Annotated in this window: 13 protein-coding genes; 6 read left to right on the top strand and 7 right to left on the bottom strand. The window is 67.0% G+C overall.

The features are described from left to right. Window positions 1-78 precede the first annotated feature (78 nt). Window positions 79-2,589 carry a hybrid sensor histidine kinase/response regulator gene (locus NCR39_RS26760; RefSeq protein WP_250455556.1) on the top strand — a complete coding sequence of 837 codons (2,511 nt, stop codon included), beginning with the start codon at window positions 79-81 and terminating at the stop codon, window positions 2,587-2,589. 22 nt (window positions 2,590-2,611) lie between these two features. Here NCR39_RS26760 and NCR39_RS26755 read toward each other — a convergent pair whose 3' ends face one another. Continuing rightward, window positions 2,612-3,385, bottom strand: coding sequence for a DeoR/GlpR family DNA-binding transcription regulator (locus NCR39_RS26755; protein ID WP_250455554.1), 774 nt, complete (start codon window positions 3,383-3,385; stop codon window positions 2,612-2,614). Between the two features lie 294 nt (window positions 3,386-3,679). Here NCR39_RS26755 and NCR39_RS26750 point away from each other — a divergent pair, with 294 nt between their 5' ends. From NCR39_RS26750 to NCR39_RS26735, 4 genes are all read left to right on the top strand, one after another. Then, window positions 3,680-4,687, top strand: coding sequence for a 2-keto-3-deoxygluconate permease (locus tag NCR39_RS26750; RefSeq protein WP_250455552.1), 1,008 nt, complete (start codon window positions 3,680-3,682; stop codon window positions 4,685-4,687). Then, window positions 4,684-6,024 (top strand): four-carbon acid sugar kinase family protein, encoded by a 1,341-nt coding sequence (locus NCR39_RS26745; protein ID WP_250455551.1) that lies wholly within the window; start codon window positions 4,684-4,686, stop codon window positions 6,022-6,024. Before NCR39_RS26750 ends, NCR39_RS26745 begins: the two co-directional genes overlap by 4 nt. Before the next feature lie 10 nt (window positions 6,025-6,034). Next, window positions 6,035-7,036: a 4-hydroxythreonine-4-phosphate dehydrogenase PdxA gene (gene pdxA / locus NCR39_RS26740; RefSeq protein ID WP_250455549.1), complete on the top strand. Its 1,002-nt coding sequence runs from the start codon at window positions 6,035-6,037 to the stop codon at window positions 7,034-7,036. An 88-nt stretch (window positions 7,037-7,124) separates the two neighbouring features. Then, entirely contained in the window at window positions 7,125-8,504 is a 1,380-nt protein-coding gene (locus tag NCR39_RS26735) for a CoA transferase (protein ID WP_250455547.1), read from the top strand. Window positions 8,505-8,516: 12 nt separating this feature from the next. On the opposite strand, the gene NCR39_RS26730 is transcribed toward NCR39_RS26735, so the two are convergent. The 5 genes from NCR39_RS26730 to NCR39_RS26710 form a co-directional block, all read right to left on the bottom strand. Continuing rightward, window positions 8,517-8,906, bottom strand: coding sequence for a DUF1801 domain-containing protein (locus NCR39_RS26730; RefSeq protein WP_250455545.1), 390 nt, complete (start codon window positions 8,904-8,906; stop codon window positions 8,517-8,519). 2 nt (window positions 8,907-8,908) lie between these two features. Beyond that, a complete protein-coding gene (gene alr, locus NCR39_RS26725; protein ID WP_250455543.1) occupies window positions 8,909-10,018 on the bottom strand; it encodes an alanine racemase in 1,110 nt (369 codons plus the stop codon). 115 nt (window positions 10,019-10,133) lie between these two features. Then, entirely contained in the window at window positions 10,134-11,861 is a 1,728-nt protein-coding gene (locus tag NCR39_RS26720; RefSeq protein ID WP_250455540.1) for an outer membrane protein assembly factor BamB family protein, read from the bottom strand. 354 nt (window positions 11,862-12,215) lie between these two features. Further along, a complete protein-coding gene (locus tag NCR39_RS26715; protein WP_250455538.1) occupies window positions 12,216-12,539 on the bottom strand; it encodes a hypothetical protein in 324 nt (107 codons plus the stop codon). A gap of 63 nt (window positions 12,540-12,602) precedes the next feature. Beyond that, window positions 12,603-12,851, bottom strand: coding sequence for a hypothetical protein (locus NCR39_RS26710; RefSeq protein ID WP_040052711.1), 249 nt, complete (start codon window positions 12,849-12,851; stop codon window positions 12,603-12,605). A 156-nt stretch (window positions 12,852-13,007) separates the two neighbouring features. Between NCR39_RS26710 and NCR39_RS26705 the strand changes: the two genes are divergently transcribed. Then, complete coding sequence (locus NCR39_RS26705) at window positions 13,008-13,376, top strand: hypothetical protein (RefSeq protein WP_208863139.1); 369 nt, start codon at window positions 13,008-13,010, stop codon at window positions 13,374-13,376. Window positions 13,377-13,410: 34 nt separating this feature from the next. On the opposite strand, the gene NCR39_RS26700 is transcribed toward NCR39_RS26705, so the two are convergent. Beyond that, on the bottom strand, window positions 13,411-14,607 hold the full coding sequence (locus NCR39_RS26700) for an amino acid aminotransferase (protein WP_250455536.1): 1,197 nt from the start codon (window positions 14,605-14,607) through the stop codon (window positions 13,411-13,413). Window positions 14,608-14,638 lie beyond the last annotated feature (31 nt).

The following is a 14,638-nucleotide window of genomic DNA, read 5'->3' as shown; positions in this document are numbered from 1 at the left end:
TGTTCAAATTAGGGCGAATAAATACCGCGATAATCATCGCATTCCAAACTTCCGCCTCGATCGATGCAAAAAAGGGCCATGCGCTTTCAGTACGAGACCTCAACCGCGGATAAAAGACTCAAGGCCCATCCGAAACGTCAGGCTCATTTCCAGCGATGGTTCGCCACGTTCGCCAGCCTCGCGCATTCCCGGCTGCCGCTGCCGGAGTATCTGCAGAAAGTCACCGACACGCTGCGCGAAGTGGCGGGTGTCGCGTCGTCGGTCATCGAATGGATCGACGGCGACGAACTCGTCTATCGCGCGGCGAGCGGCGCCGCCGCGCGCCACGTCGGCACGCGGCTGCCGGCCGCCGGCAGCCTGTCGGGGCTGTGCATCACGCGGCAGGAGGCGCTCGTCAGCCGCAACACCGCGAACGATCATCGCGTGGACCGCGCGGCGTGCCAGGCCGTCGGCGCGGCGTCGATGGTGGTCGCGCCCGTCATCTACGAAGGCCGGTCGGTCGCGGTGCTGAAGCTCATTTCCGGCGAGCCGGAACAGTTCGGCCAGGCCGATATCGCGATTCTCAACGCGTTCTGCGCGTGCATCGCGGAAACCATCGCGCGCGAGGAAATCGCGCAGGAAAACCGTCAGCTTCTGGAGCAGAACGCGACCGTCAGCGCGACGTTGAGCATCGAATCGTCGCTGCGCGTGGAGTTCGAGAAAAAACTCGCCGACGCGCTGCGCCGCCGCCGCACCATCCTCGACAATGCGCACGTCGCGTTCGTCTCCATCGACGAAGCCGGCATGGTCATCTACTGGAACGAGGCCGCGACGCGTCTTTTCGGCTGGCGTCCGCACGAAGTGATGCATCAGGAACTCGCGCAGTTCATCGTGCCCGAGCGGCACCGCGCCGCGCATCGCGCAGGGCTCACGCGCTATCTGGCGACGGGCGAGGCGCGCGTGATCGATACGCGCGTCGAACTGCCCGCGCGCCGCCGCGACGGCACCGAGTTCGTCGCCGACCTGACGATCAGCGAAGTCTGGTACGAGGGCCAGCGCCAGTTCACGTGCTTCATCCACGACATCACGGACCGCCTGCGCGCGACGGCGGCGAATCATCGCCTGCGCCTTCTGATCGATTCGGTCAGCGATTACGCGATCTACATGCTCGATTCCGACGGCATCGTGCGCTCATGGAACGAGGGCGCGAACGCGCTGTACGGCTACACGGCGGAAGAAGCGATCGGCCGGCATTTCGCGCTCTTCTACACGCCCGACGAAGTCGCCCGCCACCGCCCCGGCGATACGCTCGGCCGCGCGAGCGAGCACGGCCGCGTCGAGCTGGAAGGCTGGCGCGTGCGCAAGGACGGCTCCGAGTTCTGGGCGCACGCGACGCTGAGCGCGCTGCCCAATTCCGATGGCAGCGCGCAGGATTTCGTCGCGATCACGCGCGACATGACCTCGCGCCGCCGCCTCGAAGAACTGGAAGCGTCCAGCCGGCGCATGAACGAATTTCTCGCGCTGCTCGGCCACGAGTTGCGCAATCCGCTCGCGCCCATCCGCAACGCGGTGAGCATCCTGAAACTGAAGGCGTCCGACGACGCCGACGTGGTCCGCAGCCGCCAGATCGTCGACCGGCAGCTCGCGCATCTGACGAAGCTCGTCGACGATCTGCTCGAAGCCGGCCGCGTCAGTTCGGGCAAGATTCGCCTCGCGACCGGCATCGTCGATCTTGCGGACGTGGTGCATCTCAGCGCCGAGGCCAGCCAGCCGTCGTTCGATGCGCGGCAGCAGCATCTCGTCGTCGAGGATGGCGCGGGGCCGGTCAGCGTCAACGGCGATTCGACGCGGCTCGTGCAGGCGCTCAACAACCTGCTGAACAACGCGTCGAAGTTCAGTCCGCCCGGTTCGACGATCAGGCTGGAAGTCGGCGCGCGCGGCGGGACGGCGCTGTTGCGCGTGATCGACGAAGGGCGCGGCATTTCCGCCGATGCGCTCGGCGCCGTGTTCGATCTCTTCGTGCAGGAGCATCCGCCGGGCGCGCATGCGGACGAAGGCGGGCTCGGCATCGGCCTGACGCTCGTGCGCGCGATCGCGGAACTGCACGGCGGACACGTCGAGGCGAAGAGCGACGGACCGGGCAAAGGCAGCGTGTTCAGCCTGTGGCTGCCGCTCGCGCAGGCGAGCGCGCCGGGCGCGCCGAAGCCGGCGGCGCCGGGCGCACCGGCGGATCGGCAACTGGAAGTGCTCGTCGTCGACGACAACCGCGATTCCGCCGACAGCATGACGCTCGTCGTCGATATGCTCGGCCACGCGGCGCGCGCCGCCTACGACGGCAAGGAAGCGCTGCATCTGTTCGACGAGCGCCGGCCCGACGTGGTGTTGCTCGATCTGTCGATGCCCGGACTCACGGGCTTCGACGTCATTCGCGGCATTCGCGAGCGCGTGGGCGCGGACGGCGGCGCGCACGTGATCGTCGCCGCGATGACCGGACTCGGTTCCGACGAAGACATCGCCCGCACGCGCGCCGCCGGCTTCGACGCGCATTTGATCAAGCCGGTGGACCTGAGCGAAGTCGAGAACGTGCTGACGCTGGCGGCGTCCCAATAGCCAACAATAGCGAACCGCGGCGCTACCGCGCGTCCATCTCCGCGCGCTCCACCGTCACGCTGCCGCGCTGCATGAATCGCTCGACGGCGGCGGCATCGGCGAAAGAATCCGTGACGAGCGTCCAGTCGCGTTCGAGCGGCGTCCAGTGCTGCTGGCTCGCGCGCTCCAGCTTGTCCGATGTCACCAGCACGAACACGCTCGCCGCCTGCGCGACGATGCATTCCTTCAGAAACGCCTGCTCCGCCGTCGCTTCGCAAAGCCCGCGCCCCGCGACCACGCCGTCCGCGCCGAGAAACGCCTTGTCGAACGTGAGCCGCGACAGCGCGACCTGCGCGATCGGCCCGAGCGTGCTCATGCTCGACGGCCGCACGTCGCCGCCGATCAGCGTCACGCGCACATCCGCCGACGCGAGCGCGCTCACCGCCAGCAGATTGTTCGTGATGACCTGAACCTCCTTGCGCCCCGCAAGGCAGCGCGCGAGCGCGGCGGTCGTGGTGCCGCCGTCGAGAAAGAGCGTGTCGCCGTCCTGCACGTGACGCGCCGCCGCCCGCGCGATGGCTTCCTTCTGCTCGCGAAAACTTTCGCGCCGCGTATCGAGCGATTCCTCCGGCTCGTGTGCGCCCACCGACGCCGCGCCGCCGTATGTCCGCACGATGCGGCGTTCGTCGGCGAGCGCGCGCAGATCGCGGCGCACGGTCGCCTCCGACATGCCGAAATGCTCGCAGAGCGCGGCGACATCGTTCATGCCGGAGAGCACGGCTTGCAGCATCGCCTCGCGGCGTTTCTCGACTTTCATGCGGTTCCTGTTGATGGGCGTGGCGCGACGCGCATGCGTGTGCGCGGCGGGCGCCAAGTTTATCGAATTGCGCGGCGGTTCCGGGCGCGCGCGATGCTGCATCGTTCGTCGGAAATCAAAGAGCGCGCCATGACCGATTCGATCATTGCACACGCATCGCGCTGAACGGTTCGATCAGTGTAAACGCGCACATAGCGGTAATTGCGCGCGATTCGATCAAACATTACACTAGCGATTGATCGAACCGATCATTTTTTTTGATCGAAACGGCAAAAACTCTTCCGGAGACACCCCATGGCCCAGATTCCAATCAAGCGTGCGATCGAGCGCGTACCCGGCGGCATGATGATCGTGCCGCTTCTCATCGGCTCGCTGATCGCCACTTTCCTGCCGGGCATGCCGAAGTTCTTCGGCTCGTTCACGAGCGCGCTCTTCACCGGCGCGCTGCCGATCCTCGCGGTGTTCTATGTGTGCATGGGCGCGGGCATCGACGTGAAAGCCACGCCTTATCTGCTCAAGAAAGGCGGCGCGCTCTTCATCACGAAAATCGGCATGGCGGTTCTCGCGGGCATCGTCCTCGGACATTTTCTCGGCGAGCAGCCGATCAGCTCCGGCATGTTCGCGGGCATTTCGACGCTCGCCGTCGTCGCCGCGATGAACGACACCAACGGCGGCCTCTACATGGCGCTGATGGGCCAGTACGGACGCAAGGAAGATGTCGGCGCGTACACGATCATGTCGCTCGAATCCGGCCCGTTCCTGACGATGGTCACGCTCGGCGTCGCGGGCCTCTCGGCGTTTCCGTGGCCGACGCTCGTCGGCAGCATCCTGCCGCTCGCCGTCGGCATGCTGCTCGGCAATCTCGACCGCGAAATGCGCGACTTCCTCGGCCGCGCGGTGCCGGTGATGATTCCATTCTTCGCGCTCGCGCTCGGCGCGGGCCTCGATCTGCACAAGGTATGGCAGGCGGGCCTGCTCGGCATCGGGCTGGGTCTCGCGGTCGTCGTGGTCACCGGCATTCCGCTCTACATCGCGGATCGCCTGACGGGCGGCACCGGCGTCGCGGGCGCGGCGGCGGCGAATACGGCAGGCAATGCGGCGGCGGTTCCGGCGCTGATCGCGGCGGCCAATCCGGTCTATGAAGAAGCGGCGAAGTCCGCGACGCTGCTGGTCGCGGCGTGCGTGGTGGTGACGTCCATCGTGACGCCGATCCTCACCGCGGCGATCGCGAAGCGCGTCTCCGCCCGCCACGATGCCCGCGCCGCGCTCGACGCCACGGCCAAGCGCGGAGCCGCTCAATGACGGCCATGCACGCGATGAACGCGAAGTCCACGAGCATGCTGATTCTCGCCGACGACCTCTCGGGCGCCGCCGACTGCGCGATCGCGTTCGCGGCGGCGGGCCGCAAGACGGTCGTCACGCTGGACCCGAACGCGCCGGACGAAGGCGCGACGGTCATCGCCGCCGACACCGACACGCGCCGCCTTTCCCCCGCCGATGCCGCCGCCCGCGTCGCCGATGCGTGCCGCGTACTGCGCGCGCCGGGCCGTCGTCTGTACAAGAAGATCGATTCGACGTTGCGCGGCAACTGGACCGCCGAAGTCGCGGCGCTCGCGCGGCTCGCGGGTCCGGCGATCGTCGCGCCCGCGTTTCCGGCGACGGGCCGCGCGGTGCGCGAAGGCGTCGTCTTCGTGAACGGCCTGCCGCTCGAACAGACCGAAACCTGGCAACTGGAACACGCGGGACGCGACGCGCGCTTAGGCTCGATGCTCGAAGCGGCGGGCCTGAAAACCGCGCACATTGGCCTCGCGACCTTGCGCGACGCACCGCAATCGCTCGCGGCGAGAATCGCGGCGGCGGCGGCGGAAGGCGTCGGCGCGCTGATCGTCGATGCCGAAACCAGCGACGATCTCGCCGCGCTCGCCCGCATCACGGCATCGCTCGATACGCCTTTCTTCTGGGTCGGCTCGGGCGGCCTCGCGCGCGAACTCGCCGCGCTGCCCGATCTCTTCGATGCGCCCGCCGCACTCACCGCGCGCCACGCATCGGCGGACGTGGCGCACGGGCCGGTGCTCGCGCTCGTCGGCAGCCTCTCGGCGGTATCGGAGCGGCAATGCGCGATGCTTCGCAGCGAAGCGGGCATCGCGGAACTGATCGTGCCGCCCGCCGTGCTGCGCGACGGCGCGCGCCATTCGGCGTGGGCCGCGTGGGGCGACGACATCGGCGAGCGGCTGCGCGGCGGGCATGACCTGATCGTGCGCATCGGCCGCGACGACGCCTTCGATCCCGCCGAAGGCGCGCATCTGTCCAACGCGCTCGCGGCCCTCGTCGCGCCGCACTTCGACGCGCTCGGCGGCCTGATCGCGACCGGCGGCGAAACGGCCCGCGCGATGCTCGCGGCTGCGAACGTCGGCAGCCTCGAACTCGTGCGCGAAATCGAAGCCGGCGTGGCGCTCGGACGCGCGACCACCACGAACACGACGAGCGCCGCGAACGGCGCGGCCATCGTCACGAAAGCCGGCGCATTCGGCAGCGAGCACGCGCTCCTCGGCGCGTACCAGCACTTGCGCGGCGCACACGGCGTTGCTGAAACGCCCGTCGCCGCGCTCAAGAACGACGCCCGCGAAACCTCCATCTGAACGAACGACCATGACCAACTATCTTCCCGTAATCGGCATCACGATGGGCGACGCGAGCGGCGTCGGCCCGGAAATCGTCGTCAAGAGCCTCGTGCACGAAACCGTGTACCAGCAGTGCCGTCCGCTCGTGATCGGCGACGCGCGCCGTCTCGAACGCGCCATCGAAATCACCGGCGTGCGCGCGACCGTGCGGCGCATCGACGACGCATCGCAGGCGCAGTATCAGCCGGGCGTGATCGACTGCATCGACCTCGAACTCATTCCCGACGATCTGCCGTTCGGCCAGCTGTCGGCGGTTGCCGGCGACGCGGCGTATCGCTATATCGCGCGCGCCGTCGAACTGGCGCAGGCGAATCAGATCGACGCGATCTGCACCGCGCCGCTCAACAAGGAAGCGCTGCACGCGGGCGGCCACAAGTTCCCCGGCCACACGGAAATGCTCGCGCATCTGACGGGCGTGGACGAAGTGTCGATGATGCTCGTCGCGCCGAAGCTGCGCGTGATTCACGTGACGACGCACATCGGCATCATCGACGCGATCCGCAAGATCGAGCCGGGTCTCGTGCGCCGCACGATCGAGCGCGGCAACGCGACGCTCGTGAAGGCGGGAATCGCGAAGCCGCGTATCGGCGTGTGCGGCATCAATCCGCACGCGGGCGAGAACGGTCTTTTCGGCTACGGCGAGGAAGAAGAGAAGATCATCCCGGCCGTGAAGGAACTGCAGGAACAGGGGCTCGACGTGACCGGCCCGCTGCCCGCCGACACGCTGTTCTATCGCGCGGGGCGTGGCGACTTCGATCTCGTCGTCGCGATGTATCACGATCAGGGACACGGGCCGGTGAAGGTGCTCGGACTCGAAGCGGGCGTCAACGTGACGGTCGGGCTCGATGTGATCCGCACGTCGGTCGATCACGGCACGGCGTTCGATATCGCGGGCAAGGGCATCGCCGACGAAGGCAGCCTGCTCGAAGCGCTGCGCCAGGGCGCGGAACTGGCGACGCGGCGCGCTTAAGGCGCATCGCCTGAGCGGGCGCGAGGCGGGACATCGCATCGATTCGGCGCGACAATGCCGCATCTCCCTCGCGATGCGCCCGCCGACCATGCCCGCCTCCATCGACACGCTAAGCCGTCTCTGGCAACTCGCCGGCCTGCCCGGCGACGCCCTCGCCTTCCTCGATCTTCCGGGACACGACCCGGTCTTTCCCTCGACATTCGCAGTCGGCACGGCGGCGCAATCGACCGTCGCCGCCTCCGCGCTCGCCGCCTGCGAGCTGGCGCACGTGCGCGGCGCGCCGCGCCAGCGCGTGTCCGTCGACATGACGCACGCGGCGGTCGAATGCACCGGCCACTTCACGCTCGACGGCCATCCGCCCGACATCTGGGGCGCGTTCTCGGGCCTCTACCGTTGCGCCGACGGCTACGTGCGCATCCATGCCAACTTCGAGCATCATCAGGACGGCGCGCTGCGCGTGCTCGGCCTCGATCCGCGCACCGCGAAGCGGGAAGACGTCGCGCGCACCCTGCTCGACTGGCGCGCCGCCGATTTCGAGGATGCCTGCGCGCAACGCGGTCTCGTCGTCACGATGCTGCGCACCTTCGACGAATGGGACGCCACGCCGCAAGCACGCGCGATCGCCGCGCAGCCGTTGATGACGATCACGCGCATCGGCGATGCGCCGCCGCGTGCGTTGCCGCCGCTGTCGGCAAACGATCGGCCGCTGGCCGGCGTGCGCGTGCTCGACTTCACGCGCATTCTGGCCGGGCCGGTCGGCGGGCGCGCGCTGGCCGCGTACGGCGCGGACGTCATGCTCGTGAACGCGCCGCATCTGCCGAACATTTCCGCCATCGCCGATACGAGCCGTGGCAAGCGCTCCGCGCATCTCGATCTGCACGACGAAAACGCGCGCGCGACGCTGTGGCGTCTCATCGACGAAGCGCATGTGTTCTCGCAGGGGTATCGGCCGGGCGGGCTCGCGGCGCTCGGCTTCGGGGCGAAAGCGCTGGCGGAGCGTCGGCCGGGCATCGTGTATGTGTCGCTGACGGCGTATGGCACAGAGGGACCGTGGGCGGATCGGCGCGGCTTCGATTCGCTCGTGCAGACCGCGATGGGCTTCAATGCCGCCGAAGGGGAAGCGGAAGGCGCGGGAAAGCCGCGTCCCTTGCCGATGCAGATGCTCGACATGGCGAGCGGCTTTCTGATGGCGTTCGGCGCCGCCGCCGCGCTGTGGAAGCAGCAGCAGGAAGGCGGCAGTTGGCACGTGGAAGTGTCGCTGGCGCAGACGGGGCATTGGCTGCGCGGACTCGGACGAATCGATGGCGGATTGCAAGCCGTTAGGCCCGATTTCACGCCTTTCATGGAGCGGCGGCCGTCCGGCTTCGGCGAACTCGACGCGGTGCGCCCGAGCGCGCAGTTCGCGCGCACGCCCGCGCGTTACGAGCGGGCTTCCGAGCCGCCGGGAACGTCGGAGGCGCGGTGGTGATCGCTCGCCGACTTATGCGACAGACCCGCGCTTCTTCTTCGACTTGCTCACGTTGAAGTCGATGGCCGCGCGGACGAGCGCTTGCAAGCCGCGCACATCGACCTCGTCGCCTTCGAAGTAATCGATCGCGCGTCTCGCGTTGCCTTCCAGTCCCGCGTTGAAGAGCTTGCCGGGATCGGCAAGCATCGCGCCGTGCGCGAACGTGAGCTTGACCTTGCCCTTGTGCGCGTTGGCGACCGCGATCATGCCGTCGCGATACCACACCGGGCTTCCCATGTACTTCCATTCCTCGACGATCTGCGGATCCGCCGCGAGGATGGCTTTGCGCACGCTCGCGAACGTCGCGCCGCGCCAGTCGGCCAGTTCCGCGATCATCTCGTCGATGCGTTGCGACGCGTCCATCGTCAGGCCGCCACGGATGAATCGACCGGATCGACGGAACCGGCGGCATCGACCTCGACGGGCACGCGCCGCGCGAGCGCGCACATCAGCTCGTAGCCGATGGTGCCGGACGGCTCCGCGACTTCGTCGACGCGCACCTGATCGCCCCAAAGCTGCACGGACGAACCGATGCCCGCCGCCGGGCACGGCGTGAGATCGACGGTGAGCATGTCCATCGACACGCGCCCGACGAGCTGCGTCCTCACGCCATCGACCGCGATGGGCGTGCCGGCCGGCGCGTGACGCGGATAACCATCCGCGTAGCCGCACGCGACCACGCCGATACGCATCGCGCGATCCGCCGTGAAAGCGCGTCCATAGCCGATGGTCTCGCCCGGCGCGAGCGTCTGCACACCGATGATGCGGCTCGACAGCGTCATCGCCGCGGCGAGCGGCAGGCCCGCGATATGCCGCGCGCTGCCCGTCGGCGACGCGCCGTAGAGAATCGTGCCGGGCCGCACCCAGTCGCGATGCGCGCGCGGATGCCAGAGCACCGCCGCCGAATTCGCGAGCGAACGCGTACCGGGAAGATCGCGCGTGGCAGCGTCGAATTCGTCGATTTGCCAGTCGATGCCGCCATCGTCCGCGTTCGCGAAGTGGCTCATCAGCCCGATCGCGCCGACCGACGCCATGCCCGACACCCGCCGCCATGCTCGGCTGTAGGCGTCCGGACGGAAGCCGAGGCGGTTCATGCCGGAGTTCATCTTGAGTTGAATGTCGATGGGCTGACGCGGCTTCGCGGTATCGAGCAGGTCGAGTTGCTCGTCGCAATGCACGGTCACCGTCAGCCGGTATCGATCCGCGATCTCCACGTCACGCGCCTCGAAGATGCCTTCGAGCAGCAGCACGGGCTTCGTCCAGCCGAGTTCGCGCACGCGCACGGCTTCGTCGAGATCGAGCAGCGCGATGCCGTCGGCTTGTTCGAGCGCCGGATAAATGCGCTCGATGCCGTGACCGTAGGCGTTCGCCTTGATCACCGCCCACACGCGCGACGACGCCGCCGTGCGCCGCACGAATTCGATATTGCGGCGGATGGAATCGGGATGAATGCGCGCGGAAATCGGGCGGGGCATGAGTGGTCTCCTGTTCGGCTCGTTGTCTGGTCGATTCCGGCATCGTATCGAGTCGAAGGTAGTTCTTGTTATTTAATTCGACGCGTTTTTTAGTCGAAACGACTGTCCGGCGACGCTATCGCGCCAGCAGCCCGAACACCGCCACGCCACCCTTCGTCCCCACGTAGACCCGGCCGTTCGCGATCGTCGGCGTGATGAACTTGTTGCCCGGACCGAACTGATCGCGCGCGCCCGCCTGGTTGCTGTCGTAAAGCGTCCGCGCGAGATTCGACGCGTCGTACGCGTGGAGCGCCGCGATCGTCCCGTTCTGCGCCGCCCACACGATGCCGTTCGCCGCGCCGTTCGCCGAAATGCTCGGCGTCGCGCCCGGCGAGCCGAACGCGTTCGGCGTCTTGCTCGTGGGCGTGGCCGAGAGCCGCGCGTTCGTGATCGCGAACGCCTTGATGCTGTCGCCGACCGCGCCGAAATACACCGTGCGATTGAAGTACGCCGGCATGCCGAACACCGGGCCGCCGATCTGCCCGACGAGTTCCTGATAGATGTGGTCCGCGTTCGAATCGAATTTGCCCATGGAATCGCGATCGACGACGTAGATCACCGCGCTCTTCCCCGCGCCCAGCGCGAGATGGCGCACCGCGCCGGTGGCGTCGGCGAGATCGGGCAGCAGGAGCGCGCCGCCGGAGCCGAGATCTTCGTCGGCGTTCGACTGCTGCACCGTGTTCGACGGCTCGAAGTAATCGGTGACGGCGAGCGCCGGCGTCGTGCCGAGCTTCAGGAAACCGTTGCCGAAGTTGCCGTGGATCGGCATGTCGTGCGCGTCGAGCGTGGGATCGAAAGTGCCGTTGGCATCGAGAAAATAAATCGACGCGCCGTCCGACGCGAGACCCGCGCCGCTCATCCAGATCGAGCCCATCTGCCCGTTCGGCGTCACGTTCAGCACGCTCGCCTGCCCGAGCGTGGCGGCGTCGTAGCCCATCACCCAGCCGGTGTAAGGCATGAAATCGCAGTGCGACGTCCACGAGGTATAGACGATGCCGTTCAGCAGCAACAGCGACGCGCGTTCGGCGTATTGCCCCGGATCGAACACGACGCGCCCGTTCTGATTGCCCGCGCCCGTGCCCGGATACGACGCGGCGATTTCCGTCGGCCCGCCGAACAGTTCCGCGCCAGTCGCGATATCGAGCGCGTGAATGCGCTGGTGATAGCGGCCCGCGCCGTCCTTCGACATGCCGACGACGTACATCGCGCCATGCGGGCCGCGCGTCCGGTCGATGACCGGCGTCGCGGTGATGCCGATCGTCGGCGTGATCTGGCCGCAGCCGTGGTCGTCGCTCGGCGATTCGCCGCTGGCGAGCGTGGTCGTTTTCCAGAGCGTCGCGCCGGTGTCGGCGTCGAAGGCGTAGACGTTCGCGCTTTCCGTCGCGACGTACAGCACGTTGTGCGTGCCGCCCGCGATCGACACGTTCGCGAGAAAAAGCGGCTGCGCGTCGACGGCGCCATCGACCGGATAGACGGCGAGCTTGCCGAACGTCGCCGAATTGACGTTGGCGGGCGTGAGCACGGTTTCCGCGAGCTGCTGCCCGGTGCGGGCGATGTCGTTGTGATATGTGGCGACATCCATCGGATTCGCGGCCGCCACGGGGCTCGATGCCGGCGCCGGGCTCGATGCAGCCGAAGCACCCGACGGGCTCGACGCGGCCGGCGGACTGGACACGCCCGCCGTCGCCGTGGCACCCGACGAGGAAGAACCGCTGCCGCTGCATCCGCCCGCGATGGCGATCGCGGTCACCGTCGCGACCAGCAGAGAAAGCAGAACGGTACGACCCGAGAGATGCGTTTTCATGTGCACTCCTGCTCCGGACCTGCGCGTCGCCACGTCGCGCGATGCATTTTGCTGCGGCGCGTCAAGCGTGTTACTATAGGGAAACTACCTAGGTAGTTAACCTAGTCTCGCTAACAATCAAGGACTTCCGCCATGGGAATGCTCGTTTCTCTCTTTTCGATGCTGGCCGCCGCCGCCCGCGATGCCATCGACGCCCGCGCACGTGTCAGCGCACTGATGGCCGAGGCGTACCGCCAATCGATGTGAATCGTGCGGGCAAGCTGAAAAGCGTGCCGCCGTATGTGAACGGAATCGCAGCAAGCAATATTCCGCTCAAGGAAGGGAAAAGAACGGATGCGCTGTAGAGCGCAGCCGTCAGGACGGTCTCGGCCAGCGTCCGCCGTGGACCGTCGCCGCGTAGGTGCCCGAAAGCAGCGCGGCTTTCAGATCGCGTCGTTCGGAGAAGTGCGGCGCGTCGAACCAAAGCAGGAACTCATCGCGCCAGAAGGCCCAGGCGGTTTCGTCGAAGTCGAAATCTTCGTCGATGCAGCCGTTATCGCGCAGATACGCCCCGACCACTTGCGTGCCGTTCCAGTACGCGACGGCCACATCGGTCAGATCGGCGGTCATGCCGCGCGGAAGATCGCGGAGCAGCATGGCGACGTGCGCCTTGAACGATGCGAATTCGGTCGGTCTCATCGCGTGCTCCGCCTCAAAAAGTGCGTGGTAAGTCGATGCGGCGCGCGTCGCAAGTCCAGGCAATCAGCCGAACGCGCCCTTGTTCAAGTCTTTCTCGAACATGGCGACCCAGGCGGTGCCGTGCCCGATGCGATACTCGCGCTCTTTCAAAGTCGAGCGCCGCACGATCGTGACGTGTCCCTGCAACGGATACACATCGTCGACGACATCGGATTCGCCCGCTTCCTGCACGAGAAAATCGCTCGCGTCGATACGATGCCGCGCGAGGATGGCCAGAAAGTCCGCTTTTTCGTCCGGTGCGATCACTGACATGGCGGCCTCCACGATCGAACGCTGCTTCATCCAAGGTAGCACACGCGCGCGCGAACGGTGAAGCCGATTGCGCGGGCGTGCGCGTCACGGCACGCTCGTCCGCGCTGCACGCAAATTGCTCTCATTTGCGCAAAGATCCCCTGGAGATACGAGCCGATGAAGACGCCGACATTCCGCCGCGCGCTGCTCTTCGCAGCCGTGATCGCGTGCGCGCACGCCCACGCCGACGATGCCGCATGCGGCGTGCTGCAAGGCGCGTCGGGCAATGCGCTGACGTTGCGCGAAGGCGAGCGCGCCGACCTCAGGCAAGGCGACAAGGCCGTGCACGGCGCGCTGCATGTGTATCGGGATGGCGCGGTGTATCGCGTGTACTGGCAGCCGGACGGAAGCCCGGAGCAATACGTGCTCGCGAATGCGGGAGAAAACAGCGTGCGTCTCGTTTCGACGCCGCCGCGTGGTGCGAAGGTAGACGCGGGACCGGGCACGCTGCCGCCGCAGCAAGTGCTGTCGTGTCCCGCGTTGTGACGTGAAGCGGACGTGAAGCGCGAGGCGCGTTAATTTACTTCGCGAGCACCTTGCCGATCGCGTCGGCGACCGTCTGCACGTTGCTGTCGTTGAGGCCCGCCACGCACATGCGGCCGGAGCGCAGGATATACACGCCGAATTCCTCTTTCAGCCGATCCGCCTGTTCCGCGACGAGACCCGTGTACGTGAACATGCCGCGCTGCTTGACATAGCGCGTGAGCATTTCGCCGCGCACGTGGTCCTTCAGGCCGTCGTGAATGGCCTGGCGCATGCGCGCGATGCGCTCACACATCGCCGCCAGCTCTTCGCGCCACGATTGCGCGAGTTCGGGCGTCGTCAGCACCTTGGTCACGATCTTCGCGCCATGCGTCGGCGGATTGCTGTAGTTCGCGCGCACCGCGCTCGTCAACTGGCCGAGCACGCGATCGGCTTCGGCGGCATCGTCGCAAAGCACGTGCAGGCCGCCGCAACGCTCGCCATACAGCGAGAAATTCTTCGAGAACGAATTCGCGACGAAAGCCGGCACGCCACGGCGCGCAAGCTCGCGCACGGCGAACGCGTCTTCGTCGAGGCCCGAGCCAAAGCCCTGATACGCCATGTCGACGAACGGCAGCAGATCGCGCGCTTTCAGCACGTCGATGATCTTCACCCACTGCGCTTCGTCCAGATCGACGCCCGTCGGGTTATGACAGCACGCATGCAGCAGCACGACGCTCTTCGCGGGCAACGCGTCGATGGCTTCGAGCATCGCATCGAAACGCAGGCCGCCGGTGGTTTCGTCGTAATAGGGATACGTGTTCACCTCGAAGCCCGCGCGCTCGAAGATGAACCGATGGTTCTCCCACGTCGGATCGCTCACCCACACTTTCGACGCCGGAAAATAGCGCTTGATGAAATCCGCGCCCACTTTCAGCGCGCCCGATCCGCCGAGCGTCTGCACGCTCGCGATGCGGCCTTGCGCGCGCGCCGGGCAATCCGCGCCGAACACGAGCGCCTGCACCGCGTCGCGATAATGCGCGAAACCGGCCATCGGCAGATACGGCTTCGGGCCGAGGTCCTTCAAAATGGAGAGTTCCGCTTCGCGCACGGCCTGCATCACGGGCAGACTGCCGGCGTCGTCGAAGTAGATGCCGATGCTCAGATTGACCTTGTTCGTGCGCGGGTCCTTCTGGAAGTTTTCGTTCAGCGAGAGGATCGGGTCGCCGGGGTAGGCATCGATATGTTCGAACATGGTGTCGGGATCGGGCGATAAGCAGGAGGAA

The sequence above is a fragment of the Caballeronia sp. ATUFL_M2_KS44 genome (assembly GCF_023630965.1).
Taxonomy (GTDB): Bacteria; Pseudomonadota; Gammaproteobacteria; order Burkholderiales; family Burkholderiaceae; genus Caballeronia; species Caballeronia concitans.
This window is presented reverse-complemented; position numbering and strand designations above follow the sequence as displayed.